Annotated in this window: 33 protein-coding genes; 19 read left to right on the plus strand and 14 right to left on the minus strand. The window is 43.0% G+C overall.

The window, feature by feature from the left end:
- Positions 1-325 precede the first annotated feature (325 nt).
- The 6 genes from V7K76_RS26455 to V7K76_RS26480 form a co-directional block, all read right to left on the minus strand.
- The gene (locus V7K76_RS26455) at positions 326-748 is read right to left on the minus strand and encodes a hypothetical protein (RefSeq protein WP_334951041.1); all 423 of its coding nucleotides are present in this window, start codon (positions 746-748) and stop codon (positions 326-328) included.
- 130 nt (positions 749-878) lie between these two features.
- On the minus strand, positions 879-1,142 hold the full coding sequence (locus tag V7K76_RS26460; RefSeq protein ID WP_334951039.1) for a hypothetical protein: 264 nt from the start codon (positions 1,140-1,142) through the stop codon (positions 879-881).
- The gene (locus tag V7K76_RS26465; protein WP_334951037.1) at positions 1,132-1,380 is read right to left on the minus strand and encodes a hypothetical protein; all 249 of its coding nucleotides are present in this window, start codon (positions 1,378-1,380) and stop codon (positions 1,132-1,134) included. Before V7K76_RS26465 ends, V7K76_RS26460 begins: the two co-directional genes overlap by 11 nt.
- The gene (locus V7K76_RS26470; protein ID WP_334951035.1) at positions 1,373-1,888 is read right to left on the minus strand and encodes a hypothetical protein; all 516 of its coding nucleotides are present in this window, start codon (positions 1,886-1,888) and stop codon (positions 1,373-1,375) included. Before V7K76_RS26470 ends, V7K76_RS26465 begins: the two co-directional genes overlap by 8 nt.
- A 12-nt stretch (positions 1,889-1,900) precedes the next feature.
- Positions 1,901-2,557, minus strand: a complete 657-nt coding sequence (locus tag V7K76_RS26475) for a hypothetical protein (RefSeq protein WP_334951033.1) — start codon at positions 2,555-2,557, stop codon at positions 1,901-1,903.
- A 49-nt stretch (positions 2,558-2,606) separates the two neighbouring features.
- Positions 2,607-2,948 carry a hypothetical protein gene (locus V7K76_RS26480; RefSeq protein WP_334951031.1) on the minus strand — a complete coding sequence of 114 codons (342 nt, stop codon included), beginning with the start codon at positions 2,946-2,948 and terminating at the stop codon, positions 2,607-2,609.
- 150 nt (positions 2,949-3,098) lie between these two features.
- Between V7K76_RS26480 and V7K76_RS26485 the strand changes: the two genes are divergently transcribed.
- From V7K76_RS26485 to V7K76_RS26515, 7 genes are all read left to right on the plus strand, one after another.
- Positions 3,099-3,884 carry a hypothetical protein gene (locus tag V7K76_RS26485; RefSeq protein ID WP_334951029.1) on the plus strand — a complete coding sequence of 262 codons (786 nt, stop codon included), beginning with the start codon at positions 3,099-3,101 and terminating at the stop codon, positions 3,882-3,884.
- A complete protein-coding gene (locus V7K76_RS26490) occupies positions 3,884-5,695 on the plus strand; it encodes a hypothetical protein (protein WP_334951027.1) in 1,812 nt (603 codons plus the stop codon). The genes V7K76_RS26485 and V7K76_RS26490 overlap by 1 nt, the downstream gene beginning before the upstream one ends.
- A 42-nt stretch (positions 5,696-5,737) precedes the next feature.
- Positions 5,738-7,315, plus strand: a complete 1,578-nt coding sequence (locus tag V7K76_RS26495) for a hypothetical protein (RefSeq protein WP_334951025.1) — start codon at positions 5,738-5,740, stop codon at positions 7,313-7,315.
- Positions 7,281-7,496 carry a hypothetical protein gene (locus V7K76_RS26500; RefSeq protein WP_334951023.1) on the plus strand — a complete coding sequence of 72 codons (216 nt, stop codon included), beginning with the start codon at positions 7,281-7,283 and terminating at the stop codon, positions 7,494-7,496. The genes V7K76_RS26495 and V7K76_RS26500 overlap by 35 nt, the downstream gene beginning before the upstream one ends.
- Before the next feature lie 3 nt (positions 7,497-7,499).
- On the plus strand, positions 7,500-8,315 hold the full coding sequence (locus V7K76_RS26505; RefSeq protein ID WP_334951021.1) for a LamG domain-containing protein: 816 nt from the start codon (positions 7,500-7,502) through the stop codon (positions 8,313-8,315).
- Positions 8,316-8,801: 486 nt separating this feature from the next.
- On the plus strand, positions 8,802-9,383 hold the full coding sequence (locus V7K76_RS26510) for a tyrosine-type recombinase/integrase (protein WP_334951059.1): 582 nt from the start codon (positions 8,802-8,804) through the stop codon (positions 9,381-9,383).
- Positions 9,384-9,511: 128 nt separating this feature from the next.
- Positions 9,512-9,673, plus strand: a complete 162-nt coding sequence (locus V7K76_RS26515; protein WP_334951017.1) for a hypothetical protein — start codon at positions 9,512-9,514, stop codon at positions 9,671-9,673.
- 155 nt (positions 9,674-9,828) lie between these two features.
- On the opposite strand, the gene V7K76_RS26520 is transcribed toward V7K76_RS26515, so the two are convergent.
- From V7K76_RS26520 to V7K76_RS26530, 3 genes are all read right to left on the minus strand, one after another.
- Entirely contained in the window at positions 9,829-12,270 is a 2,442-nt protein-coding gene (locus V7K76_RS26520) for an AAA family ATPase (protein ID WP_335030210.1), read from the minus strand.
- Positions 12,271-12,457: 187 nt separating this feature from the next.
- Complete coding sequence (locus V7K76_RS26525) at positions 12,458-12,676, minus strand: hypothetical protein (protein WP_334951013.1); 219 nt, start codon at positions 12,674-12,676, stop codon at positions 12,458-12,460.
- A gap of 61 nt (positions 12,677-12,737) precedes the next feature.
- A complete protein-coding gene (locus V7K76_RS26530) occupies positions 12,738-12,962 on the minus strand; it encodes a hypothetical protein (RefSeq protein WP_334951011.1) in 225 nt (74 codons plus the stop codon).
- A gap of 95 nt (positions 12,963-13,057) precedes the next feature.
- Here V7K76_RS26530 and V7K76_RS26535 point away from each other — a divergent pair, with 95 nt between their 5' ends.
- Positions 13,058-13,498, plus strand: a complete 441-nt coding sequence (locus tag V7K76_RS26535) for a KGK domain-containing protein (RefSeq protein ID WP_334951009.1) — start codon at positions 13,058-13,060, stop codon at positions 13,496-13,498.
- Between the two features lie 87 nt (positions 13,499-13,585).
- Here the strand turns inward: V7K76_RS26535 and V7K76_RS26540 are convergent, their stop codons facing one another.
- Complete coding sequence (locus V7K76_RS26540) at positions 13,586-13,954, minus strand: hypothetical protein (RefSeq protein WP_334775815.1); 369 nt, start codon at positions 13,952-13,954, stop codon at positions 13,586-13,588.
- Positions 13,955-14,158: 204 nt separating this feature from the next.
- Here V7K76_RS26540 and V7K76_RS26545 point away from each other — a divergent pair, with 204 nt between their 5' ends.
- The 11 genes from V7K76_RS26545 to V7K76_RS26595 all read left to right on the plus strand — a co-directional run bounded on the left by V7K76_RS26545 (position 14,159) and on the right by V7K76_RS26595 (position 19,494).
- Positions 14,159-14,347 carry a hypothetical protein gene (locus V7K76_RS26545; RefSeq protein WP_334775814.1) on the plus strand — a complete coding sequence of 63 codons (189 nt, stop codon included), beginning with the start codon at positions 14,159-14,161 and terminating at the stop codon, positions 14,345-14,347.
- Positions 14,348-14,477: 130 nt separating this feature from the next.
- Positions 14,478-14,762, plus strand: coding sequence for a hypothetical protein (locus tag V7K76_RS26550; protein WP_334775813.1), 285 nt, complete (start codon positions 14,478-14,480; stop codon positions 14,760-14,762).
- Positions 14,737-15,207, plus strand: coding sequence for a hypothetical protein (locus V7K76_RS26555; protein ID WP_334775812.1), 471 nt, complete (start codon positions 14,737-14,739; stop codon positions 15,205-15,207). The genes V7K76_RS26550 and V7K76_RS26555 overlap by 26 nt, the downstream gene beginning before the upstream one ends.
- Positions 15,194-15,448: a hypothetical protein gene (locus V7K76_RS26560; protein ID WP_334775811.1), complete on the plus strand. Its 255-nt coding sequence runs from the start codon at positions 15,194-15,196 to the stop codon at positions 15,446-15,448. The genes V7K76_RS26555 and V7K76_RS26560 overlap by 14 nt, the downstream gene beginning before the upstream one ends.
- A 9-nt stretch (positions 15,449-15,457) precedes the next feature.
- Positions 15,458-15,970, plus strand: coding sequence for a hypothetical protein (locus V7K76_RS26565; protein WP_334775810.1), 513 nt, complete (start codon positions 15,458-15,460; stop codon positions 15,968-15,970).
- Positions 15,970-16,242, plus strand: a complete 273-nt coding sequence (locus V7K76_RS26570; protein ID WP_334775809.1) for a hypothetical protein — start codon at positions 15,970-15,972, stop codon at positions 16,240-16,242. Before V7K76_RS26565 ends, V7K76_RS26570 begins: the two co-directional genes overlap by 1 nt.
- Entirely contained in the window at positions 16,224-16,766 is a 543-nt protein-coding gene (locus V7K76_RS26575) for a hypothetical protein (protein ID WP_334775808.1), read from the plus strand. Before V7K76_RS26570 ends, V7K76_RS26575 begins: the two co-directional genes overlap by 19 nt.
- A gap of 95 nt (positions 16,767-16,861) precedes the next feature.
- On the plus strand, positions 16,862-17,317 hold the full coding sequence (locus tag V7K76_RS26580; protein ID WP_334775807.1) for a hypothetical protein: 456 nt from the start codon (positions 16,862-16,864) through the stop codon (positions 17,315-17,317).
- The gene (locus tag V7K76_RS26585; RefSeq protein WP_334775806.1) at positions 17,314-17,556 is read left to right on the plus strand and encodes a hypothetical protein; all 243 of its coding nucleotides are present in this window, start codon (positions 17,314-17,316) and stop codon (positions 17,554-17,556) included. Before V7K76_RS26580 ends, V7K76_RS26585 begins: the two co-directional genes overlap by 4 nt.
- Positions 17,557-17,696: 140 nt before the next feature.
- The gene (locus V7K76_RS26590) at positions 17,697-18,791 is read left to right on the plus strand and encodes a site-specific integrase (protein WP_334775805.1); all 1,095 of its coding nucleotides are present in this window, start codon (positions 17,697-17,699) and stop codon (positions 18,789-18,791) included.
- 340 nt (positions 18,792-19,131) lie between these two features.
- The gene (locus V7K76_RS26595; RefSeq protein WP_334775804.1) at positions 19,132-19,494 is read left to right on the plus strand and encodes a hypothetical protein; all 363 of its coding nucleotides are present in this window, start codon (positions 19,132-19,134) and stop codon (positions 19,492-19,494) included.
- A 532-nt stretch (positions 19,495-20,026) separates the two neighbouring features.
- On the opposite strand, the gene V7K76_RS26600 is transcribed toward V7K76_RS26595, so the two are convergent.
- The 4 genes from V7K76_RS26600 to ndhL form a co-directional block, all read right to left on the minus strand.
- Positions 20,027-20,692 (minus strand): heterocyst differentiation related protein, encoded by a 666-nt coding sequence (locus V7K76_RS26600; protein ID WP_334775803.1) that lies wholly within the window; start codon positions 20,690-20,692, stop codon positions 20,027-20,029.
- 236 nt (positions 20,693-20,928) lie between these two features.
- Positions 20,929-21,756 carry a tryptophan synthase subunit alpha gene (gene trpA / locus V7K76_RS26605; protein ID WP_334775802.1) on the minus strand — a complete coding sequence of 276 codons (828 nt, stop codon included), beginning with the start codon at positions 21,754-21,756 and terminating at the stop codon, positions 20,929-20,931.
- A 97-nt stretch (positions 21,757-21,853) separates the two neighbouring features.
- A complete protein-coding gene (locus V7K76_RS26610; protein ID WP_179068469.1) occupies positions 21,854-22,165 on the minus strand; it encodes a DUF3007 family protein in 312 nt (103 codons plus the stop codon).
- 24 nt (positions 22,166-22,189) lie between these two features.
- On the minus strand, positions 22,190-22,402 hold the full coding sequence (ndhL, locus tag V7K76_RS26615) for an NAD(P)H-quinone oxidoreductase subunit L (protein WP_179068468.1): 213 nt from the start codon (positions 22,400-22,402) through the stop codon (positions 22,190-22,192).
- Positions 22,403-24,235 lie beyond the last annotated feature (1,833 nt).

The following is a 24,235-nucleotide window of genomic DNA, read 5'->3' on the forward strand; positions in this document are numbered from 1 at the left end:
CCCGTGCCCCTAAATTACTAGAGCGAATCTCTAGATTACTAGAAGTCTAAGTTACACACGCTATATCAATACTTTCAAGGATTTACTGAGTATCACTACTCATTGAAACGCTGATAAGTGTCGTTGCCACATCGAAGATAAGCATTCCCGCTCCAAACCAGCAAACAAACATTAGTAGGAATGAGCCTAAAAGATTTAGCCTCCCCCAGGGGTAGCCATAGCTTTGATCATAGTATTTCAGAATCGTTGTAAGCATTGATAGCCAATCTTTTAAGAGGTTATTCATCGCCCTGCCCCTAAATTACTAGAGTGAATCCCCAGAGGATTATTCCCGGTTCTTGAAGTCGCTTGTTCGTACCAAGAAGCCTTGAAGATCCTTGATGCTTGCCTTAATCGCGTTGAATTCGCCTTCGGATCGCTGCCACTTATGGTTGATCCGCTCCTCTAGACCGTTATGGCTTAATAAATTTCCGTCTTTGTAATTAACGTAATCCTGCAAATGGATATCAAGGCGTTTATCTAAATCCTTGATTTTCTCGGCATTGCTAGCGTGCATCTTAAGATCTTCTTGGATTCCATCAACAGTAAACGAGATTTTATTTATCTTGCTAATAATATTAACTGCAACGCCAGAAAGCATTATTAGGCTAGCAATAATCCCTATAAACACTCCTGTGTCTTGCAGTGTGAATTCTGCTCTGGGACTAGTAGATGAAGTAACAGCTATTTCTGACTTTGTATTAATCATTTTAAATATAAAGTTAAGTGCGATTACATATCACGAGATGTAATCGCAGAAAGCAACTGAGTTGTGAAGATCCATTTGATTGTTCCATTGCAGAAATAAAATTGAAGTATTTCTGCAATTGTTCGTGTATTTATTGAACTGGAGTTTGGCTAGCGGTGGCTGGTGGCTCAGATGGTAAAGGCTGATTCGATTTACTAGCAGCTTGTTGAGCTTTAAGTGCTAAAACATCTTGAGCAATAGACGCTACAACTTGAACTGGTTGTTTTTTGGTAGCCTCAGCAATATCTTGCTGTTCTTTGAGCGCCTTCAATGCTACGTTGCTGGAATTGATGCCAGGGCTGATTTGTGGTACGCGTTGACGTGGAAACTGACTGTAACCGGGACTAATAGCCATTGTGTACTCCGTCTTCAATAAGTTGTGCTGGTGAGACTGCTGCTACATGTGGTACGGGTGAGGTGGGCTGAGGTTGATTGAGTGCTTGCAGTTCTTGCAAAATCAAGCCCGAAATACCACTTGCAATGTTGCTTGCTTGTGAACTGATTACACCGTTTTGGGCGAGTGCGGGTGCTGCTACTCCGATAAGTTCGAGCAGTAATGAGATCACAGTTTTGGTATTTTGACCGTTAGCCATTGTTAGCCTTTATGAGTTTGTTGATGGATGTCTGAAGTTTATTGACTGATGACTGAAGCTTGACAGTTTGTGCAACTTCTTGTTGACCCAATGCAGCAAGGCTATCCAAAGTTGCACCTTGGTTAGTGCCGATATATTGCCAAGCCTGAAAATGAATGTCTTTGATGTACCACCTTGGCGTGAATGACAGTAGGTACTTTGTTTCCCCAATGTCGGGGTACTTCGTGAACCTATATATCATGTACCGTCGTAGAATCACTCTGAACTCTTCACCCTCAGCAAAACCAGCGCTACCAAAAGGAACTGGGAAGCCTTGAAATATCGTGCCAGCAAGGAACCAATTGGGATCTGCGGTAACGCTTTCAACATATATACCGATGGTATTTTGGGTAAACTGTATATCGGGTTCTATGCTGCCGATTGCTTCGGTAATTTTACCGTTTGCATCAAGGGTAGCTTTTCTTGTGAGGTCGATAGTTTTCACCCAATCATTGCCACCGCTATACATATCAGCTACCTACTATACTTGTGCTGCTTCTGCTTGCGCGCCTGCTTGACCACTTTCAGCGATTAACGCTGTCAGGGCTGCTGATGCTGTTGCCACTGCCACTACTTCAGCCGCTTCAGCCGCCAACTTAGTTGCGATAGGATAACGCTTACCACCAGGACTGATAAAGTAGGGGTACAACTTGCCCTCAGCAATAGGATTGGCAATAGTACCGGGAGGCAACAGTAAGCCCAAAGCATTGCTGATAATCAGGTTTGTTGCCCAACCTGGGAACCTGAATGATACTTGGTGATATTTACCTTCCACTGTGGGATCGACTAGTCTTGTAGACTTTAATCTGACTGATTTACTGCCTTTCCCACCACTTGATTTAAGCACTTGAGACTGCTCATCCTCAATCTTTGCGGTGCTACCACCTGTGGTTTTGTCGGCTGTACTTGTGGTCAAGCTTCCACCATCGACAAGGCTTGTCGATCGCTTGCTAGCGGTGCGACGCAGGGAAATCACCGCGTTACCAGCACTTACCAATGCTGTCATCTCTAGATAACGTGTGACGGTTGATCGACAACTAAAATAACCGATATGCTTTACGCTAGCCTTGCCATTTACGATTTCCCCAGTCAATCGTAGTAATGCAAATGAGTCTCTTGATAAATCGACCGTAGCCATTATGTTTGTCTCCTGATTGGTAGAGGTTTTATCCCCTACCGATTAATGATTATACGTAGCTAGGAACAGAGGTATTTAAGGTTGTATCACTTACGATATTCAAGCCATAAGTAGAGGTATAGAACTGGATATTATTGGTTGTATCTGTCTGAACAGTTCCAGTTGTAGGCAATGGATACGCATTCAGCGCGTTTCCTGCGGTGGAAGCGTCAGAGTTAGCAGCATTCTTAGCGACCTGTGCAACAGCACAAGCTTGTAGGAAAACGGCCAAAAATTCAGATAAGCCGACACCAGTAGGCAGAGCGCTCATTGCTGAGATATATGTAGCAACAGAAGATACTGTGGTTTTAGCAGCGACTTCAGACAAAGTTAGATCGGCGGTAGCAGCCATGTTAATACCTTATATACGAGTGAAATGCTACTCTAGCTTCTCCTAAAATGCGCGTCAATGCCTCTAAAAAAGATTTTTACCTTAAATTGACAAAATAGTTTTAACTGCCTTAAGGTGTTTAAAACGGCGCTGTTCACGCAAACTAAAACTATGCTCCAAACATTCAGTACAGTACGTAAGGTTGCTGTACCACTTGATGCTAACTCTGGCACTAACATTACGCCGTTATTCGCTTACACACCTTTTACACTTTCGGGGTATCGCGTTATCAACGAAAACCTTTCACTGTCCAACTTACAAGCAATAGCCTATATCTACAGCTTGCCCGTGGTAGCATTCCCGGTGTTTGACCTTACTGAAAGTGATTCTCAGCAATTGCTGACGGCGATAAATCTTGAATGGCAGAATGCACGAATACAACTTGATACGCTTGTCAGAGTGGGATTAACGGGCACTTATCAACGGATTGCTAGTAACAGTCTCACAAATCCTAACCCTTACCCATACAAGCAATTCACGCTTGATAATCAGTTGTTGGGTAGTGGCGATATGTTGGCAGTTCAGGTACGCAACGTAGGATATGGACTACTTCAAAACAGTGCCGGAGGTAGTGATGTAGTAACAGTGAGTGCTGACCTCACCACTACGATCACAATAGAAGAAACTGTAGACAATGCTAGTGTAGTCGCCAACAATATCACTACCACTGCTGCTACTGTGGTGAATTCAAATGTTAATAGAAAGGGCATAACTTTCTTCAACAATAGTACTCAAACTGTCTACATCGATACCGTTTCAACTGTCAGCACAACATCGTACACTGTTGCCCTTGCGGTCGGTGATTATTATGAAGCACCAGCGCCAATTTACACGGGTGCATATTATGCGGTGGTAGCAAGTGGTAATACTGCAATAAATATTAGGGAGTATTCGTAATGGCGTATCTCTCAAATCCACCAAAAACATCATTAAACGATCAACTCAATAATCTTGCTTTAGATACGGCGGCGAGAATAACAAAAGCTATATTTCCCAAACAAGCACTTGACGCAATCAATCAACACATTATAAACAACCTAACGAACTTAAAGATAGTAAGACAATCAGTCGCCAATGTACCGCTATTGCTACAGCAAGGATTTGATATCAGTAGCGACCCGTGCAACTTTTTTATTACAACAGATTTTGGAGTAATTCACTATAGGAATCCTGCTTGCGGGACAGGTAAATCACCACAACCATCGGGCATCCCATACCCCGTGTCACCCGACAATACTTGCGCTCAAAATAACTGTAATGATGGGCGAGTAATAACAACTGTCCGGTTGAATGCGGCTTCAGTAGTACCAAATACTGACTTCCCAAATGGGTATGCAGATGCACAATTTTGCTGTAATTACGAATATCAAGCAGCCGCAAGTATGGCAAACGCTGCGTATAATACCGTGCCATCTTTTTGCAAAAACAAACAATTATCTGTTGCTAACCTCACACCACCTCAGCCGCAATTACAAAGCCTACCTCTGTTCAAGTTAGCAACAACAGTCAACGGCGTAACAACGGTTAGTGACGACACTTTCACAAATGACGGTAGTGGTCATTATCAAGGGAGTATTGGCTATATCCAAAAGTGCTTTTATTTAGAGTATGACTACCCCACTGGTTATGCTGAGGTCGGGAAACCCTACAACGGTACTTACTACCACGTAAAGCAGCAACAAGGTACATGGATAACAAGTTTCTTTGTGCATCCTGTATGTACAATTGCCAACGATCCACCACCTCCAAAAAAATATGAACCAAAAAAATGTGAATGTATGTGTAACGACAACCTTCTGAGACTCGTATTACAGCGTATTGGCAATCTACCCGCTACCGTGCCAACAAATATTGCTGACAGTACTAACAAGACTACCCAAACTTTGCAATCACTTGCTGAGATGATTTTCTGGCATGTGAAGCAGATGGATGCTATAAGCGGACAGTACCCCATTCCACTCACTATCAAGGCAGACCCTAGCGTAAGTGGTAGCAAGGATACTAATCTTGAACTACCAAATATTGCCGAAACATTAGCAGAAATACTTGGACTACTCATTGCAACAAAGCGTGATAGTCACGCTGGTTTAGTGGCTGGAATATCAGCACTTACCGAAGCAGGAATGATAAAGAATCTAGCTACTCAAACCTTTGATATTGCCCAAGCAAATGCTGAGTATTTGGGATACAAACTTGAACAACAAAAGCGCACTATTCCTAGTGCCTTTACCCCAAATGCGAAGTCGATCACTGAAACATTAAGACCAACAAGCGTTGACATTGTGAGCTACGTCAACAACGATAAAGTGGATTTGCAAGATGAGATAAAAAAACTCACCACTATGGCAGAACGCTGGAATGCACAGAACTGGCGATCGCTTGGGACGACAGCATTATCCGCGACAGCAGCACTGAAGAAGAATTTTATTGATTCTCCACAGGCTGTTACTAATGTCAATAATGCCGTAAAGGAAGAAACATTCCAGCAATTCTTGAATGAAGTGCAGCAAGGTTTTACCGCTACACCTGGTGTTACTGACAAAGTTGATCCTTGGGGTGGTAGTCCACTTGATGCACCAACTGTCAAGGAAGTGGGAATTATTGACCTTAACGCACCACCGCCATCGGGTGCAACAGAAGCCCAGGTGAAAGCAACTAATAATAATAAAACTGTTGCCAACATCGTTAATGTTCTCAGCAAGTTATAGGGGGATATTCACCACAAGTAACACTCTCACAAAGGGGGGTATATGGCAAATGGACTAGTTTTTATTGCTGAGGAATTATTCAGCAAGGTTGCACGATCAAAAGTGGCGGCAAGGGTGATTGAAGGTTATGAGATAACCACCTCTGGAACACAAAGCGGCGGGAATATAGTACAAGCAATCTTTAGTGGGTTTGGCTCTCTAGTAGGCTTTATATGCGGTGCGATAGGCGATTTTATTAGCTGGAGTCTTACCAGCATTTGGACTCTATGCGTTAGTGGCTCTCAATACATCTGGAATTTTAACTGGAACGCTACAGACAAAGAGCTTGACGAAGGGCTAAAAGGGCAGTTTCAAGCATTGATGGGTCAATTGGGTATTACCGTAGGACAAGCACTGGGATATGTAGCTGGAGGTTTTATTCCAGGTACAGTAATCTTTGCTTTTAATGAACCACTTGGGGCGCAAGTATTGACGAAAGTAACTGATAAGTTCGTAGAAGGGTTCTTGGGTAATCTCGGAGTTTTGATTCAGCAAGGTTTGCAGATTTGCACCCAAATATTGTTTATTGAAACGTATAAAACAGTGCGTAAAATCATCAAGGCAATCCCACAGCAATACTTAAAAACATTTTTTGGTAGTGGCGTTGCTAACGCTATCGCTGCATGGGGCAAGGAAGGTAGCAAGCCGTGGTCTTTTGCTTTAGCAACAGAACAATTCATTGATAATACATTTGGTAAAGATAGTGGTTTGTCGATGTTTATTCATCAAGCATTACAACAATTTGGACAGTCATTTATCGAGGCTGGCTATGTTGTCGCCAATTCAACCGATACCTATCTTGCACATCAAGCGTTAGCAAATCAACAAGTACCCGTGCTAGGGAGTGAGAAGTATGTAGAGATAACCTATGACAAAAGTGTACCAACTGAGAAGATTGTACTCGGTGGTCAAGAAGAAGTCTTAAAGGGAAATATTGTACAAACTATTGCAACACAGCGTCAATTCAATGGCAGGGATTTGGGAATAGTTTATGGTCAATTACAAGCTGAGATCCCAGAGCGTAGATACCGCCCTGAAGTAGTTTTGAAATTCTACAAAAAGCAAACAACTGACAAGACAACCAAGAAAGTATCGCCACCTTTATCGATGCAAATTAGCTTTAGGTTAATGGACAAGTCAGTAACGGATTTTGCTACAAACAAGTATGCTTTACAGCTTGCAGAACTGATATATGAAAAGTTTGCTGCAAGCCCTTTCAAAATCAATAAGGGAGTGAATACTTTCACTTATGGCGACTTTGTTAACGGTTTCCAATTTAAGCTTGACGTGGATAAAATTGGGACTGCTGAACGTGTTATAGAAGCAGTAATAAGCCTCACACCACATACTTTTAATCTCAAGTACCTTCGTAAAGGTAGTAGTTTTGTGGAACCCCAAGGTACGCAAGAAGTAGAGATATTGGGAGTAGAGGAAGTATTGCCAACAAATAACAAAGTGGGTACAGTGACATTTACACATGCTTACCTCAATGTTGGAACAAGTGTACCGCCGATTAACTTAGTAGATATTACAGGGAAAAAACGCAATGTTGTATACAAACCAGCTACAGCCGTCAAATGATGACAGTGAAGAAATACTTGTGAGAATAGGGCAAAAAGTGAAGTTTTGTGACTCACAAGGCAAGGTAAATTATGGCGTGATTATTGAGGCAGATCAAGTAGAAAATACCGTGAAAGTTGAGATTGGAAATATTTTCGTTTACGAAGAAACAGTACACGCTGATGACTTAATAGAAGGGTAAAATATGCCACTTTACAGAAAAGAAGATGCTTCAGGATTGGTGTTGCCAGTAGAGACTAGAACTACTGCAATTGATGATGATTATGTGTTTATGATTGACTCTACTACTAATATCCCTTACAGGATTACCAAGGCTGATTTATTGGCAGGATTAACAAGTGGCACCACAGGTGGCACAGGTGGCAGTGGTGGAACTGGCAACACTTGGAACGGTACAGTAGTATTCAAATCTTTATTCGATTCCACTCCACCCGTAGATATTGCTGCTAATAACACAATTTCCTTGATCGGAACTGCTGCAATCGATAGCAGCACAACGTTATTGTCAGGAAGCACACTTTTTACAGGTTCTAGTGGTTACGCTAGTATCCCTAATAAAAGCGAATATAACTTTGGAGGTAGCGATTTTACTATTGACTTTTTTGTTAAATTCAACTCTGTCAATGCAGGCACAATAGTCAACAAATATGGTGGCTCTCAAAGCAATAGCAGTTTTGTATTCCAGATAAACAGTGGAAACACTCTTGGGACTTATTTTTATTACAGTGGCTCTAACTATTTAGGGATTACAGATATTCCAGTTACTGTGAATACTTTGTACTATGTAGCAGTAAAACGAGTAGGCGACACTATTTCGCTATGGGTAAACGGTGTAATGAATGGCAGCGCAAATATTGGGACAAATACCATTAATGCCACTACTGCCAACATCTTGATAGGCAGTGAACCAGGAGGGAGCTATTACGGTAATTTCAGAATGGATAATTTTAGAATTACCATCGGCGGCGACAATGATTTATCAATAATTCCTACTGCATGATCACCAGAAATTAAGTGTATGTCTGCTGATGGTTAACTTCTGCTGAACCAACCACTGTTCTAAAAGCATATAAAATGAATTCTCTGACAGGAATTAACAATCCAAGGTCACAGCCAGCACTTGCCTTAACCCTCTAAGGCGAATACCTTGGGGTAGAAATATAAATTGCAACTGTGCGTAGGCGAAGCCCGTCGTAGACATCGCTTTCTGAGGTAGAAGGGCGATCGCGTTTTCATTGCTCAGTGAGTGCATTATTGGTATCAGCCATTGCAACTAGAGCTTGCTTAATTCCTTCAAAGTCTGTTCGCACTCGGAGTAGTCCATGTAAATGTTCCACTTTTATGTAAAACAAGCACATTCACCGAGGACACCAAAGCCTTACTGTGAATAGGATTGAGGCGAATATTTCTAATAGCCTTAATTAGGAATATTCCGGTTTAACCACTCTCAATGGTTAAACCGGAACAGGCAGAAGTTAAAAATAATATGAAAAATAATCGAAATGGACAAGCCGCAGTTTTGACCGATGCGGATTATTCCAAAATTCGCAAGCAGATCCGCAGTCAAAAATATAAACTACTTTTGGATCTAGCTTGGTACACCGGGGAAAGGTGGGGTGCCCTGGTGAAGCTGCAACTTCTTGATGTCTACAACCTTGACGGTACACCCAGTGAGTATATCAACTTTCGCGCCAGGACTCGCAAGGCTACCCCGAATGGAAAGCGACAAACTCGCCAGGTGCCGGTTCACGATACTTTAACTGAGTTGCTAGCAGCATATAAGCCACTCCCCGGTTCAGTTTGGTTGTTTCCATCTAGGGAGGCGGACAAGCCAATGGGGCTTAGGGCGGCTGACCAAATTTTACGCACATCTGTAGAGAGAGCCGGGTTAACAGCCAAAGGGATATCGACTCATTCTACCCGCCGGAGTTTTATCACGAGGCTGGCAAAGCGCGGGGTGAGTTTAGCAACCATTAAAAAAGCCACTGGACACACTGATTTAAAGGTGCTTTCACGTTATATCGAAGTTTCAGACGAAGACGTAAGAAGCGCGATCGCAACTTTATAACCCCTTAGTGACAAACGATACTGGAAGCAGGTAAGCTCAAACCAGCAATTAGTCACAGCGCGATCGCACTTCAACTACTGCGTTAGCGTAGCTGGCCGAAGGCATCGCATTTTTAAATTGGAGAGAATATGGATACTGCCATCAAAGAAATCACAGTTAGCGACCTAATCCAAGAATTACAAAATCTTCCTGGTGATGCACCAGTCACCCTCAAGGACAACTATGGCGAGACATTTTCGATCGTTGGCTTCGAGGCTGGGTCTGACGGCGTGAGTATTCATCATCGCTGATGAAACCGACCCAGACGATAGCGACGACGAACAAGTTTAGATTTGACAGATTTCACACCATGATTTATTTTTGCGAGCGCCAGTTCATAAGGCGATCGCATTTTTTATGCCTTCGAGCGCGATACTTGTCGATAGGACTGTGCCGGATTATAATGTCAAGCTTTTGCCAGTTGATGAGGGAAGTAGGCTCTTGCTAGCCGCTTTTTGCGATCGTCAGATTTTAGCCAAATACCATCGGCTCGAATGTCAGTAATTGTGGCGAAGGTTTCATTGAGCTTGCCCACGAGAATTACTACCCTGTCTCCCACACTGAAGTCGTGCCTGGGGGATTTGTCGCAACATTGTAAGTCGGTAAATTGCAAGCTCCACCTGCCCCGCCCTGGAACCTGGCAACTAGCCTCAGACATCTCATCAAAGATCAGGAACACTGTCACCTCTCGCTTAAACGATGAACTCCAGTAAATGCCTTTCTCTTCAATTAGAGGTAGTAGAGGTAATTCTGATTCTGTTGGTTGTAGTACGCAAACCTTGTCATCGAGGCGATCGCAGTCGTCTAGGATCACCTCGTGATCACCTTGCGATCGCCTTACCGGATCACCTTCTGGATTACTTGCTGAATCTACGTTTCCGGCAAAGGTGATCAGGTGATCTGTCTGAACATCGATTTTTTTTTCTGATTCGGGATTTGGTAAAACTGCGATTTCAGGCATACTTAGATGATCACCTTCGTTACAATTGGGTAAAACCTCTTGCTCTGTATCGCTTACAGAATTGTTAAGAAGGTGATCCGTCAAGGTGATCCTAAGGTGATCATCAGGTGATCCATCGTTTTTATACATCTCTGGTGACTCGCTGATTACCTCCGATTGACAAGCACTTGAGTCATTTTCAGAGGTGATCCGCTGAGGCAATGTTACTGTTGCGGTTTGTAAAGGATTTTTTGTGCTACAATCTTCGGATTCACGGGCTATGTAATACAGCTTTGCAGTACCGCTAAAGCTTCTCTCATCAAGGATTACTAGTCCGTCTCTTGCTAACTGCCCTAAACATCGCCTCGCGTTACCTGGTGTTGTCTTGATGTAATGGGCTACTTCTTCAGCTTGATATTTAACGTTGGCGTTTTCCTGGAGGAATTTAACTATCTGGCCTTTGGTGGACAGATCCGGGGAACCTAACTCTTGACCAACTTCCTCTAAGAGCGAGAAGCTAAAGTCTTCTTCGTTGAAAAACAGGCGATAGCTTGCGGGGAAGCGGCGCGATCGCGATTTCTCGATCGTGAGAATTTTCTCTTGGGGGTTGGCGCTGGGGTTGGAGTCTTTCTCCAATTTGATGACTTCTGAGACGGCGTTTCTAATGGCTGTTGTCCCCCTCGACCCTCCGTTTTTGTTGGTGTGGTGAATGATGACTACAGTTATCCCGGTTTCCGCCGCGAACTTGTTTAGCTCCAGGACGGGGCGGGAATATTCTGTTCTGTTTTCGTCGTAAACAGAGTAGCGGTTGGCGAAGGTTAGGGAGTCGATCATCACGATCGCGGGTTGAAATTCAGCAGCATCTTGGTACAAAATCGGCATTGCATCAGTGTTCCAGCCAAATCTAACCCCTGTCTTTTTACGAACTTCCGTACCTGGTTTAAACCCACGCTTATTTAGAGCCTGAAGCATATCGTGTTTTGATTCGTCACCCTGGTAGATCAGAACGCGGCGGCTATCGGCGGTGGCAGGAAAGCCATTCCAGTTTTTACCATCGGCTATGCAGTGCAGTAAGTCGTAAAGAAATTTGGTTTTACCAACACCACCATCGGCGATTACTAGCGCTGTGGTTGCCTGTGGAAGTATCCCGCCCAAAAGCCATTTTCTTCCTTGTGTGCCTACTTCCTCTTCAAGTTCATCTAAGCTCTTGCGTGGCTCAACTGTGGCGCACAGTGATTTCATGTAAAGGTCTTCGAGGTCTTTAACTCTTCTGCCAGGGCTGGCATTAGCTAATTCTTGAAGCTTGTATAGTTTCAGACCAGGATTAGACGTTTTGAGGTAGATGTTTTCCAGTTCACTGATTAGCTGGTTGTAGTGCCACAGTTGATTTTCTTCTTTTGTTGGCGCTACTGGTGCTGAGAAGATTGTCTTAATTTTATTTTCAAATGCTACAGAAACCTCTGCCCATTCTGTCTGGGTATCGTAAGCTAATTGCTCAAGTTCATTAGCTTTTCTGATTGCTTCTCTACGCCAAGCATTTTCAATAACTAAAAACGCTAAACTATCAATGTTAATTGCACTGACTGTTCTATCGAGAAGTGTGGCTAGTTTATTTCTGCCTCCAATCCTTATTAGGAATTCATTGTCTGATAACCAGCTAGTAACGTGTAGTAAGTCTGTTGGTTGTCCTTTCTTGCAAAGTCTTAGGCAGGCTTGGTAAATGTCCTTGTGTGCGCCAATGTAAAAGTGTTCTGGCTTTAATCTATCTTTGATTCGATAGATTGCACTTGGGTCAAGAAGTATTCCACCTAATATCCCTTCTTCTGCTTCAATGTTGCATGGTGGAAGCCTGTTATTATCAGGTTTAAAATTTGGTTCTTCAGTATATGTATAGGGGACTACTACCATTTTGCTGTCCCCCGATTAGCTAGTTTTGAATTATTTGATGTGGTAGAATACAGGAAAGTAACGGATATTTGACCGCTTAGTCTTATTAGGTATTTGTTCATTTTTTATTGATTCTTATTTGTTTTGATTCACCACTTCCTAAGTTGGTGAGTTTTTTTTTGCGTGTCACAAGTCACTTAGTTGCTGTTTAAAATCCTCCTTGATCTTGGGCTGGGGAATCGGTCAGTTGCAGGTAAAGGAGGAAGTTGTCTAGTTCATCTTCCGTCAACAGCAAGCGCGATCGCACCCCGTAATATTTCATCAAATGCTCTCGACCTTGAGATTTTGTCCAGCCCAATCGCTGCATTTCTGTATCTGTCTGGTTTATTAGGTTGTCGAAGTTTGGGTATGTTGGTTTTTCAGTCATTGGGCATTGGGCATTGGGTATTCGGCGAGGGAATCCTGGATGCATCATTTTTTGATCGCAATCACGCAGCAGTGAAGTCAACGTAATAGTCATTCCCAACTGAGAATTGAGCCGATGCCAGTGGGTTGCTGACTTGCAGTTCAATCCGCCCGGCTGGTGTCGCTTGCCAGAAAGTAAGGTTTTCTTCATTGAATGGGTTGATGGTTGCAGGCGTGAAGAGGATTGTTGCTGTCTGGTTTTTGTGATCAAGGGTGTTCTGTTGACAGGTGAATTTAGCTCTGATCATTGGTTTTATTCCTTGGTGGTCGGGGAAAGATTAGGGAAGGCGGATGAAGTTCGTAGCTTGATCCGCCATGTTCTATACCGAAAGAGAAAATCGAAATGAGTAGGAAATATAGACCGGGACTCAACGCCAACGCTGAGATTCAGAGAATCAGGGCTGAGGAGCAGAAGAAATATGAATTCGAGTTCAGAGGTGAAGACAGATTTAACTTGGATGATGAAGACGTTCTATCTAATTTTTCTTTCCCAGCTTTTGATATACCGCCCATGCTTAAGGTTCTCAACCTCGTAAAAGCTATTAGTTCCTGGACACATGGGAAGAATGATTATCCTACTCCTGAATCTCGATGGTTTTCGGAAGAGGGTTGTAAGTGTGAGGTTTTACTGGTTAAAGGCGGAGGATGGCAGAAGGGGCGATTCCGCTTTCGGCTAGAATTCATCCCTGACAACCCAGATGTCTTTTTGAAAGATTCCGCTCCTAAAGAGGAAAAACTACAGTCACCCTTGGACGATCTGCGATCGCAACTCAACCCCCAATAGTCACAGATGCGTCGCCTGCTACAGACAGTAGGCGACATATCCATGAATAAAGCGAATAAAGCCGTTCCACCAATTGGTAGGACGGCTTTATTGTGTATAAACTATATCTGCCAAGCTTTCAGGAATCTGCTTTAGGTTTTCAAGTCTACCCTGTATGTTCTTGATTTGTTGCTGGTGGTAGTAACACTGCTCTTGGTGGTAAGCCAGCTGCTTTTCATTTTCGTCAATTAGCTGGCCAAGGATTTTCCCAGAGATTCCACGATCTGTCCATTGTCCTCTGACATTGGCATCTGGTTCGTCGCTATCCTTTCGACTAGTTCCGATCTTGTAGTCCCCAAATTCTCCGCCAAAAGCCGGAATAATTCCCATGCCTCTGGGTTCACTTTTAAGGTGACTAATTTCGTTACTCCCCTTTTGTTGGGGCGACCTCTGCTTGCCATCGTTTATTTTTTCCATGCTCGACACCCTATTATTGCATATCCATAAATACGATATTGACTAGTATATACGAATATACTATTGTTGTAAGCATAATGTATATTCGTAAATACGTTATTCATCTATCCCAAACCAGGCAGAGATAGCAGCCTGCCAGCACTGAGCAAACGTCAAAGACCTGCTAGGGGAAACAGACAACCGATAACCCAGGAGATAACCAACATGGCAATTACAGTTCAAGAACTAGTTCAAAAGCTGAATGAATTCCCGGCAGATGCGGAAATTGCGATCGAGAACCTTGACGACGATCAGGAATTTTTCATCGTCAGCTTTAACCCTGGAGATAACAGGCTGACTATCGTCATCACCGATGAACTGGGGGAAGAAGAGGAAGAGACAGAGGAGGAATAAAGCTTGTTGCAACTGCCTTTACCCGTAAGTCGTAGCTCGCGCGGGGTTAAGTTCCAAGTAAAAAGGCGATCACCAGACCTTAAGAAAGAGCGATCGCCAAAGACTTATATCTAAATAAGGAGATTGTACTATGCCTAAGCCACTTGGTTATTATGCGAACTTCTCGCCCGGTGATGAGTCAGCATTAGACGAACTGCGCGATATGTTCGGCGAGTATCTGGAGAAACTGACCACCAAAGAGAAATTCTTCATGATTGCGGCTATCGCCGCCCAGCAGTCCCATGACTTAAAAGGAATGATTTCACCCACAGTTCATGCTGCCAGTGGTGGGATTCTCTGCGACAAGGACAAGACCGACTTAACGGGATTACTAGCAGCCTTAATTGACTATGCAAAACCTGTACACCACCCCTGAAGCCGCCAAAGCAACAGGTATCCCAGAAAGCACCATCCGTTCATGGATGCGCCGGCATCCCCAAGTATTCCAGTTCAATGTTCATGTTGTCGCCGACGAGCATGGGGTCAAACTGTGGACACAAGCGGGAATTGAACTATTAGAAAGCAGACGTGCAACGAAAGACGCAACTGAGTCCGATGCAGAAAATGATTCAGAATCCGACGCACCCGACTTACTTGAATCACTCCTGGAAGAGGATGCACAGCGACTAGCTACCGAATATTGGCGGTTGCTACCCGGTCGAACATTGCAACGCATCAAACAAATGCGGGACAATCCCACACCTGAACAGCGCCAAATAGTGCAAACATCAGTCCGCGCCGCAATCAACGCCGGGACAGAGCATCTACTCTTACCCACATATCAGCCGATGTTGCTAGAGGGAGGAGATGAAACAGACTAAACAGCAGCGCACCAGTAAAGTTGTCCCATTCACCGGGGAATTTTACCCAAATGTACCAGAACCCGCACCAGCAGGGAGTAACCTAGCTGCATTTTTAGTCATCATTGCAGCTGCACTGGTTGCCGGCTTAAGCATGGGTGCAATCTCAACTTATCAAAGTGCGGATCAGATACAGTTACGCGAGATGAAAGCTCAAAGCCAACAGCTTGAGAAAGTCAAAAACCAAGTTTGTAATAGATAGGAGTAAACAATGGGAATCCTTGCACGAATTACCAGCGCTGCAAAGTCCAGCAACAAAAGCAATGAATCCTCACTTTCGGGTGGGGGACACGGGATTGATAAAAATCAGGTGTTAGCCCCCACAGATCCGACTGTCATCAACCCGATGAACGCGGGAACTTGGCAGACAGTCAGAACTGCACCGATTAGTGAGACACCCAGGTATTTTAACAAAGCCGAGGCTGATGCACTCAAAGCTGTTGCAAGACAGAAGAGAGAAGAAGCGCGTCAGGCTAAACGAGCTTATAAGGCTCTCCAAAATCTGGAGCAATCTGATGCACAGGTTCACGCGGATCATCGCAAGTACATCAAGGGAGTTGCTGACAGCGAACTCACTAAAAAACGGTCTGACGCGAACACCGCAAGACATCTACACACGCTTAGACCCGAATATGCAAAGCTCGGTTTTGGTCTAGACCGCGCCGAAAACAAAGCACAGCAACGCATTGAAGAACTGAAAGCCAAAATCAAGGAAAAATACTAATGGCAAAGGCGGTACACCTGGGGGCTTGGTTCCTTCTAGGCTGTATCGCCTCTAGCTTTGTGGCTTGGCTAGGGGCGTTACATCCAGCTTTGTTTCGGGTGATGTGGGTGATCTACATTATGTCTTGTGCTGCGCTATGCCTTGCACTGCTTACAGACGATGCGGTGAGACAGTTTCTCAAACTATCTGAAGCAGATTACTATGCCTTGCTGATTGCGATCGCAGTTTCGATTGTCTTGGGAGGAATGCTGTCATGGCTAATAGGTGGCTAAAGAGCAATTGTTTGCTAGCTAGCACGGTGGCTTTTTGGCTGGCCGCACTTTCTCCATTACCCCAAATTGGCAAGGGAATCAGCTACAGCTTGGCACTTGTTGCATCAGTGCAACTAGTCAACGAGTCCCGCCAACTCATTGCACAGGATGCCCGACGTGCAGCGCTTTTTGCAATGAATCAAGAACTGGAACAGGTAGAAATTGGGCTGCACACCCAACAGCAAGAAGAAGCGCTCTATGAAATTTATGGCGCTGCACCAACTTACCCGCCGGAAGTCGATCGGGAATTAAAAACTAGCCTGGAACACTTATATAAAGAGCCGAGCGCGGATCGTAGCGGTGAAACTTCCGCTTCCACTTCCGTAGATAAAGCCTTTTATTTAGCAGTTAAAGGCCTGTTGGAAGTTAAAGGGGAGACTTATGTAATTGAGCAAGTTTTAAAAATGGGTGGTCGTCGCTGGGAAGAGGGTAAGCAGCGATTGCAGCAGATATTGCAGCAAGGTAGGCAGGAGGAGTGGGACTAATTCAAAAGCGATCGCGTTTCAAAAGTTCGCGATCGCGATTAATTGATCGATTCAAACACTTCAAGTGAACAAGTAAGAAATATCACAAATTTGATATGGCAGCTATTGACCGAGGAAAGGAAATTATCAAGGAGGCGATTCGAGCGACTCAATCAGGTTTCGTGGCTCGAATCCCGGTTGAAGATCAAGCCAACTTAGCTGTATTTCAACGAGCGTTAAGGTCGGCAGATATTCAGCGAATGCTTGTACAGAAAAATCTGTCAGTTGAGTTCTACATTCCAGAATCGCCAATTGAACAAGCTAAAAAATTGATGCTGAAATTTATTAATGAAGCTCCAGCAGATATCCGTGAAATTGTTTTACCGTACCGTTCGCGTGACTGTGCTGATGCACAAGCCGCCTTGGAATTGCCTGAAGTGCAAGCAGCCTTAATTCGTCGTGGCATAACAGCCTCAATACAGCGAATTGATGACCAGCCATCAATTATTGTCGCCAGTATCGACCAAGTGACAAGCGGTGAACTTGACAGATATTTGAGGGAACGGGAATGAGCGACTTGAAAGCACCCAATTGCATTAATTGTGGCTCCAACCAAGTTAGGTATGACTCTGCTTTTGGTTTTTATAAATGCGAGACTTGCTCAACTGTTTGGGCAAAAGATGAAGACGATCCAGATTATGACGAATCTGTAAGTTGCCCTGATTGTTGGGGCACAGGATTAATTTACGCTTACGTCAACGACAGTCAACCCAGCAAATGCACAACTTGTAAGGGTACTGGATATATGTAGCCCAATTGTCGTGATGGGTACTTGACGCGGTAGCCATCATTTCAATCAGCATTTTGAGTTCAACTAAGTAGTTTTATCCCAAGAAGAAGTAGATAAAAATCTGCTTCATTTTGGGATGAATTTTTAATGGAAATTTAAACATGAAAAATATTGAACACCGAATCAAGGAGGCGAACGGACGACTCCGTAATTACAGCATAAATATAGAGCAAATCGGTAGCCGGCTTTATTTACGGGCAACGCTTCCACCAAAGCCACAATCAACAAAAAATAACTGGCATCAGCAAAGAATAAATATTGCTGTAGCAGATTTAGACGGCGTAAAACTCGCTGAAAAATCAGCCAAAACTTTAATCCTTCAACTAGATACTAAAACATTCGATTGGTCTGATTACATGGAGTTGCAGTCTAAAACAATTGGACAAGTTGTTGACGACTTTGAAAAAGACTATTTTCATCGCCGTGCCAAAAACTTTAAGTCAAAATCAACATGGAGAGTTGAATATGCCACAGTCTTTAAAACCTTAAATCCCAATATTCCGCTAACTAGCGAAATTCTAAAAACTGCAATTTTAGCAACTCAACCAGATACAAGAACAAGAAAACGATTTTGTTCAACTTTAGGAGCATTGGCTAAATTTGCGGAGATAAACTTTAACCCCAGCAAGTACTCAGGTAACTACAGTCCAGCAAGGAGAAAGCCTAGAGATTTGCCTACGGATAATTTGATTGTTGAATGGTATAGCGAAATTCAAGATTGTAAATGGCAATGGGTCTATGGAATGTTAGCTACCTATGGTTTGAGAAATCATGAGGTGTTCTTCCTCGATCTTCAAGAGTTGAGGTCTGGCAACAAAATTATTTCTGTACTTCAGGGTAAGACTGGCTACAGAAGAATATGGCCTTATCACCCCGAATGGTTCGACCAATTCGGACTGCAAAATGTAAAAATACCCGATATCGATTGCGATCGCGATAATTCATCCATTGGCAGAACAGTTACCCAACGGTTTAGACGTAATGATGGGTTGCCATTTAAGGTTTATGATTTGCGCCATTGCTGGGCAATCAGAACACTTGAGTATGGGATTGATAATTCCTTAGCAGCGCAACAGATGGGGCATAGCCCACAAGTTCATTCCAACCTCTACCATACTTGGACATCTGAGCTACATCATCAGAGAGCTTTCGACTTGGCGATGAATAAAAGCGATCGCCCCATGCCACCAGAATGATGAATTTATAATTTTTAGTTCTGAATTTACCAGCAGCTAGCTTGCTGGATTTTTGCATTGCATTAGCTGAGTTGTGTAGACTCTTAATCTATTGGTTGCGGGTTCAAATCCCTCGTCACCCACTCTTTCCAGCCCTTCACAATTTACCCTTGCCTAAATCGAGCAAGTGCCACGCTCGTAAAGCCCCTATTTTCGGGGATTAATAGCTTTAGAGTTTTGAAGAATTTAAATAAAAATCCCCTCTTGCCTTTGTGATGATTTTTATTAAAAAGAATATCAATTAGTAACAAGAAAAAATCTTAAATTTTTTAATTTTTATAACTGTTAAATCTATGATTTTATGATACTAAATAATCCAGTATTCATTAGCGTAATAATAGGTTTTATTAGTGTTCTGATTAATGGCTGGGTTACTATATCTATTAATACTTTTCAAAGTAGTAGAGAAAAAATCAAAGAACTTCAAGACATATATGCTGGTTGCATTACGAGTCTTGCAACAGTATCAACTCTTTCAGGCGCTACAGAAAGTAACATGGATACTATAGAGCTATCTTTAGTTGAAGCTAAAAAATGGTTAGCTCTTTTATTAATACGTAGTAATAATAGCAATGAAATTAAACTAATTAAGGAAGAAGTCTATTTATTCCCTATAGGACAAGTATACAGAGCTATTGAAAAAAGCCAGCATACATCCTCTTAAACCTATAAACCAATCTTCGGGAAAATATGCATACCTGTACAACCAGCCTTTACAAGAACTTCTTAGTGCAGCAGATACGATGCTTCAACTAATTATTAAGGTTGGATCTAAAGATAAGAGATTATTGTTATAGTCCCTTTCATACTTGCGCTATAGCTCAATATAGTTTCCTGAGATTACTTGTAAGAATTTAAATTGTATTCCTGGCTGATGAAATCTAAATGCTATTCAAATGCTGCTAAAATTAAGCCACAGCTATTTGTTTTTTATCGATTTGGCTTGATATTAATTTTCAATTGCTGACTTGTAAAAATTTAGTTACAAGGGTTTGAGATAATTAGTGAGAGTTGAGAGGCATAAAAATAAACACATTACTTTTTTCTTAAGTTGTCACCAATAGCCTCTGCCTGGGAATCCCTAAAACGAAAGCTGCTGCCTCTTGAATTTGCGGCAGCAGTCCAATAAACAAAGTTTGCGGGGGGAATCTGGAAAAGAGATTAGAAATCAATGCTTATCTGTGGTTTTATTTTCCCTATCCGTGCATTTCGTCGTATTCGTGGGCTTCAACTCGTCTTGCTTCCATCCGAGAAGCAGGCAGAAACTCAGCACGACGGACTGGAACCAAGGGCGGTGTAGCTCCTTGATAGGGGTGAATCACTTGGACAGTACGGGCTGAACGCTGCCGTGGTGAGAATAAAGCCAATACTCCAGCGACGACAACACCACCACCAATAGTCAGAGCTGCGCCTCCCACAGCCCAAAGCATAGGTGAAGACCACCAAGTAGTTTGCGGCTGGAGTGCTGTTGTTTTTGGTTGATTATTCTGTTGGGCTAATTGCCACTGCTGCTGAGTATTGAAATTTTGGACTTGGCCCTGGAGTTGTTGATTTTGCAACTTCAGCTGTTCATTATCGTTTTTTAAACGCTCCAACTGCATCTGCGTGTTCAGCTTCTCCATCTCTAGGCGCTGGTCAGTGCTGGTAGCAGTTGGTGGCTGAACCTGATTAGGATACATTGGTTGCCCATAAGGCGCGTAAGGATACATTTGTGGCTGCATTCCTTGGGGCGCTACGACACCTGGCATTTGCGAAGCAACAGCGAAGTTAGGTTGTAGGGGGGTATTTGTTCCTTTGAGCAATACGAGAGCCGCCAGCCCAGCTACGGCGACCCCGCCGATAAACGCCATACTCTCACTCATCGCCTTTGCTCCTTGATTGCGACATAACTATAACCATTTCTGACTGACTCACTCTCACACTCATAAATTATGCCTACTTGATTTCACATAATACTCAAACTATAAGCTACTGTATCAGCTAGTTTTTTTACACCATAATATCTGATGTTAATATTCAAGACCATAATGGTCAAATTGTCTACTAAACAAGGATTAAAAAACTACACTGTTATACTTTTTTAATCTACTTTCCCCGTCTAATCAAGAGGAGTCTTTGTGCTGGTGTTGGTGGTTTTGATGGCTGCCTTGAGACTTTGGGAAAATTGGGCGATCGCATTTAGTCCCTGTTCTGGTGTCCCTTGGGCTAACCGTTTGACAAAAGCACTGCCCACAATTACTGCATCTGCGCCCCATTCCCTTACCTGAAGGGCTTGTGCAGCTTCGGAAATCCCAAAGCCGACACCGATAGGTTTATCAGTAACACCACGAATTTGTTTGAGTAAATTGGACACGCGGTTTTCTACTTGCGATCGCATTCCTGTTACCCCGGTGACAGTGATTAAATAAATAAATCCTTGAGAAGAACGAGCGATCGCTTCTATCCGTTCATCTGAACTCGTGGGAGCTACGAACAACGTCAGATCAATGCCGATGGCGCTAGCTGGTTGGAGCAAGCTTGCGGCTTCCTCTAAGGGTAAGTCTGGTACTACCAATCCCGCCACTCCCGCCGCCGCAATTTCTTGAAGAAATTTGTCAATTCCTCGGTGCAAAATTGGGTTGTAATAAGTAAACAGAACAATAGGCGATCGCAATTTTGGAGTAACCTCTTGCAACATTTCCAGCACTTGCTCTAATTTCGTACCCCTTTGCAAGGCGCGGGTAGAAGAAGCTTGAATTACTGGCCCATCCGCCAGAGGATCGGAATAGGGTATACCTAGTTCAATAATGTCGGCTCCATTTTGATCTAGAACCTGCAACGCTTTTGCCGTTGTTTCTAAATCTGGGTCGCCAGCAGTAATAAACGGAATCAGAGCGCACTCACCATTGTGCCCAAGGGTTTCAAAGCAATCAGAAATCGCAGTCATTTATAGTGTCAAGAGTCATTAGTCATTGGTCATTGGTCATTGGTCGTTGGTAATTCGTAACTAACAAAGGACAAACGACAACTGACTAATGATAACTTTACACCTGAGATTGCTCTTCTTGTTCTATTTCAGCTTGAATTCGTGCTAGTTCTTCGGGAGTAAGCTCATCTAGCCGCTTTTGCAGGAAGTCTTGCTCATACTGTTCCCTCTGTTGATGGTAGGTCATTTTTTGTCCCACCGCACGGAAAAAATAGGTGGCTAACCAGCCAACTAACCCACTGACTAGTAAGACTTGGCTCCATATACCAGCTTTCTGATTATCCAAACCGACTAGCTGTAATCCTACATAAGCCAAGCCGCCGGCAATAAAAACACCCAAGCCAATTCCAATAGCGTCAATCCGTCGCATGAGAGTTATGACCTACCAATCTCGTTAAACTTGAACTTGTCGCCGTTGGGGTCGGAAATTTACAAACGGCGATAGAACCAACAAACCTGGAAAGAAGAAAAACACCAAAAAGTACATTAAGACACGCTCGATGGAGCTAGCGACATACCAACGCTGCTTCAGGTACAGCAAAACAGCAATTGGGATTACCAGAAGGTAAGCTCCAGCCAAAATTAGATACAGCAGGGCGACAATCATAACTTTCAAGTCTTAAGCATCTGTTTTCCATCATAGGCTGAAGAGACAGACAAGAGAGAAGTATAGTCATAATGCTTTTAACAAGTCGCGCTGGGACTGGGGATTGGGAAATGGGGACTGGGGATTGGGGACTTAAAAATTCTTTGGCGGGCTGGAGTCCTTTTACTGTAGGCAATTTAACGGATATCATCACAAAAGCTAATATCATGCTATTATCGAAAACGCACTAGCAAATAAATGCTTTGGTTAGACAAGATCGAAAACTAATCCAGATTGATTACGAAAAACAAAAAACTTCCAAATTTGGGAAGCGATCGCACAATCTAGAAAAAATATTTTCAATCTAGTTGGACAAAAGACACAATTGATGGTGGAATAGATGAGGGGGTATTTGCTACCTCTACAAAATAACTAGTTACACTAGTTATAAAACACCTGCGGGGGTGTGGCGGAATGGTAGACGCTACGGACTTAAATAATTGAGCCTTGAAGGAGAAATCCCTCAAGTGGAAGCTCTCAAACTCAGGGAAACCTAAATCTGGTGACAGACATGGCAATCCTGAGCCAAGCCGAAAAAAGTCCTGAGTCATGAGTGCTGAGTGAATTTAAAACTCCTAACTCCTAACTCATAACTGTTCGGAAGGTGCAGAGACCCGACGGGAGCTACCCTAACGTTAAGTCGAGGGTAAAGGGAGAGTCCAATTCTCAAAATCTGAGCAAGCTATTGTCATCAGGTAGCAGTGAAAACTGCGGGAGAATGAAAATCCGTTGACCGTAAAAGGTCGTGTGGGTTCAAGTCCCTCCACCCCCACTAAAAACCTAAAATACCGAAAAGCTTCAAGTGAAGTCATGGGCGGGTTGTATTTAATCATAGATCAGTCCGCCCATATAGTTATGTATGTATAGTCTTGGATTGTTAGCAAGATAGTTAAGGAAGCAAAGAGAGCAAGGGTTTTAGCCCAAAACACTTGTAGAGACGGCGATTTATCAACCCAAAATTTTTGCCAGTAGCCCTTAACCCAAGCGTATTGGGTTTTAGCCAGCCTCCAAATCTCTAATTTGGTGTAGTGTAGTACTGTTCGCGCACATTTGTGTCAACTTAAGCTATAAATAGCTTATCTGTTGGCTTCCATGCCCGCCCGGAAATAAATAAATGAGTAATGAGTAATAACTAATAAGTAATAAGTAATACCCATTACTCATTAGACATCTCCGAAAAAGAATTGTTTTGACGTAGCATTGCTACGTCTCTACAAGGATTCTGGGTAACGCATCTTTAATTTCTGGAGATGTCTATTATTTATTACTTATTACTTATTACTTCAAAAATAAATTTCCGGACTTTTAGCTTAAGTCTACTTCAGTAGACTGGAGATTTTTGGCGATATTTAGTCATCTTCAGATGACTTTAGCTATTATACGGGAATTTTAATTCCCGGCGGACAAGCGGTTTCGCGTTAAGTTGACACCTATGCACAAAGCCTCCACCCAACAAAGCAATTTTTTTGTAACATTTTAGCCTTGATACGCGACTACGTATCTTTTCAAAATCAAATAATAGTCCTATAGAACTTCAGCTATTCGTGAAAGGTAATTTTTTAAATATAAAGGAATTTAAAGAAGAATTCAGAAGTCAGAATGGGCTAAACGCCCCGCTACCGCTAACAGGAGTCAGAATCAATAAGTGGGGGATTCAGACCCGCCACTCAATTGTTGCACCACTAGATATCCGATTTAGTGGGGGACTTAAACCCATTTATTCACCCGCCAATCATGCAGAATTCAATTCTGAATTCTGGCTCCTGACTTCTGAATTCTGTTTTGTTAAACACT

The sequence above is a fragment of the Nostoc sp. genome (genome assembly GCF_036917975.1).
Taxonomy (GTDB): Bacteria; Cyanobacteriota; Cyanobacteriia; order Cyanobacteriales; family Nostocaceae; genus Nostoc.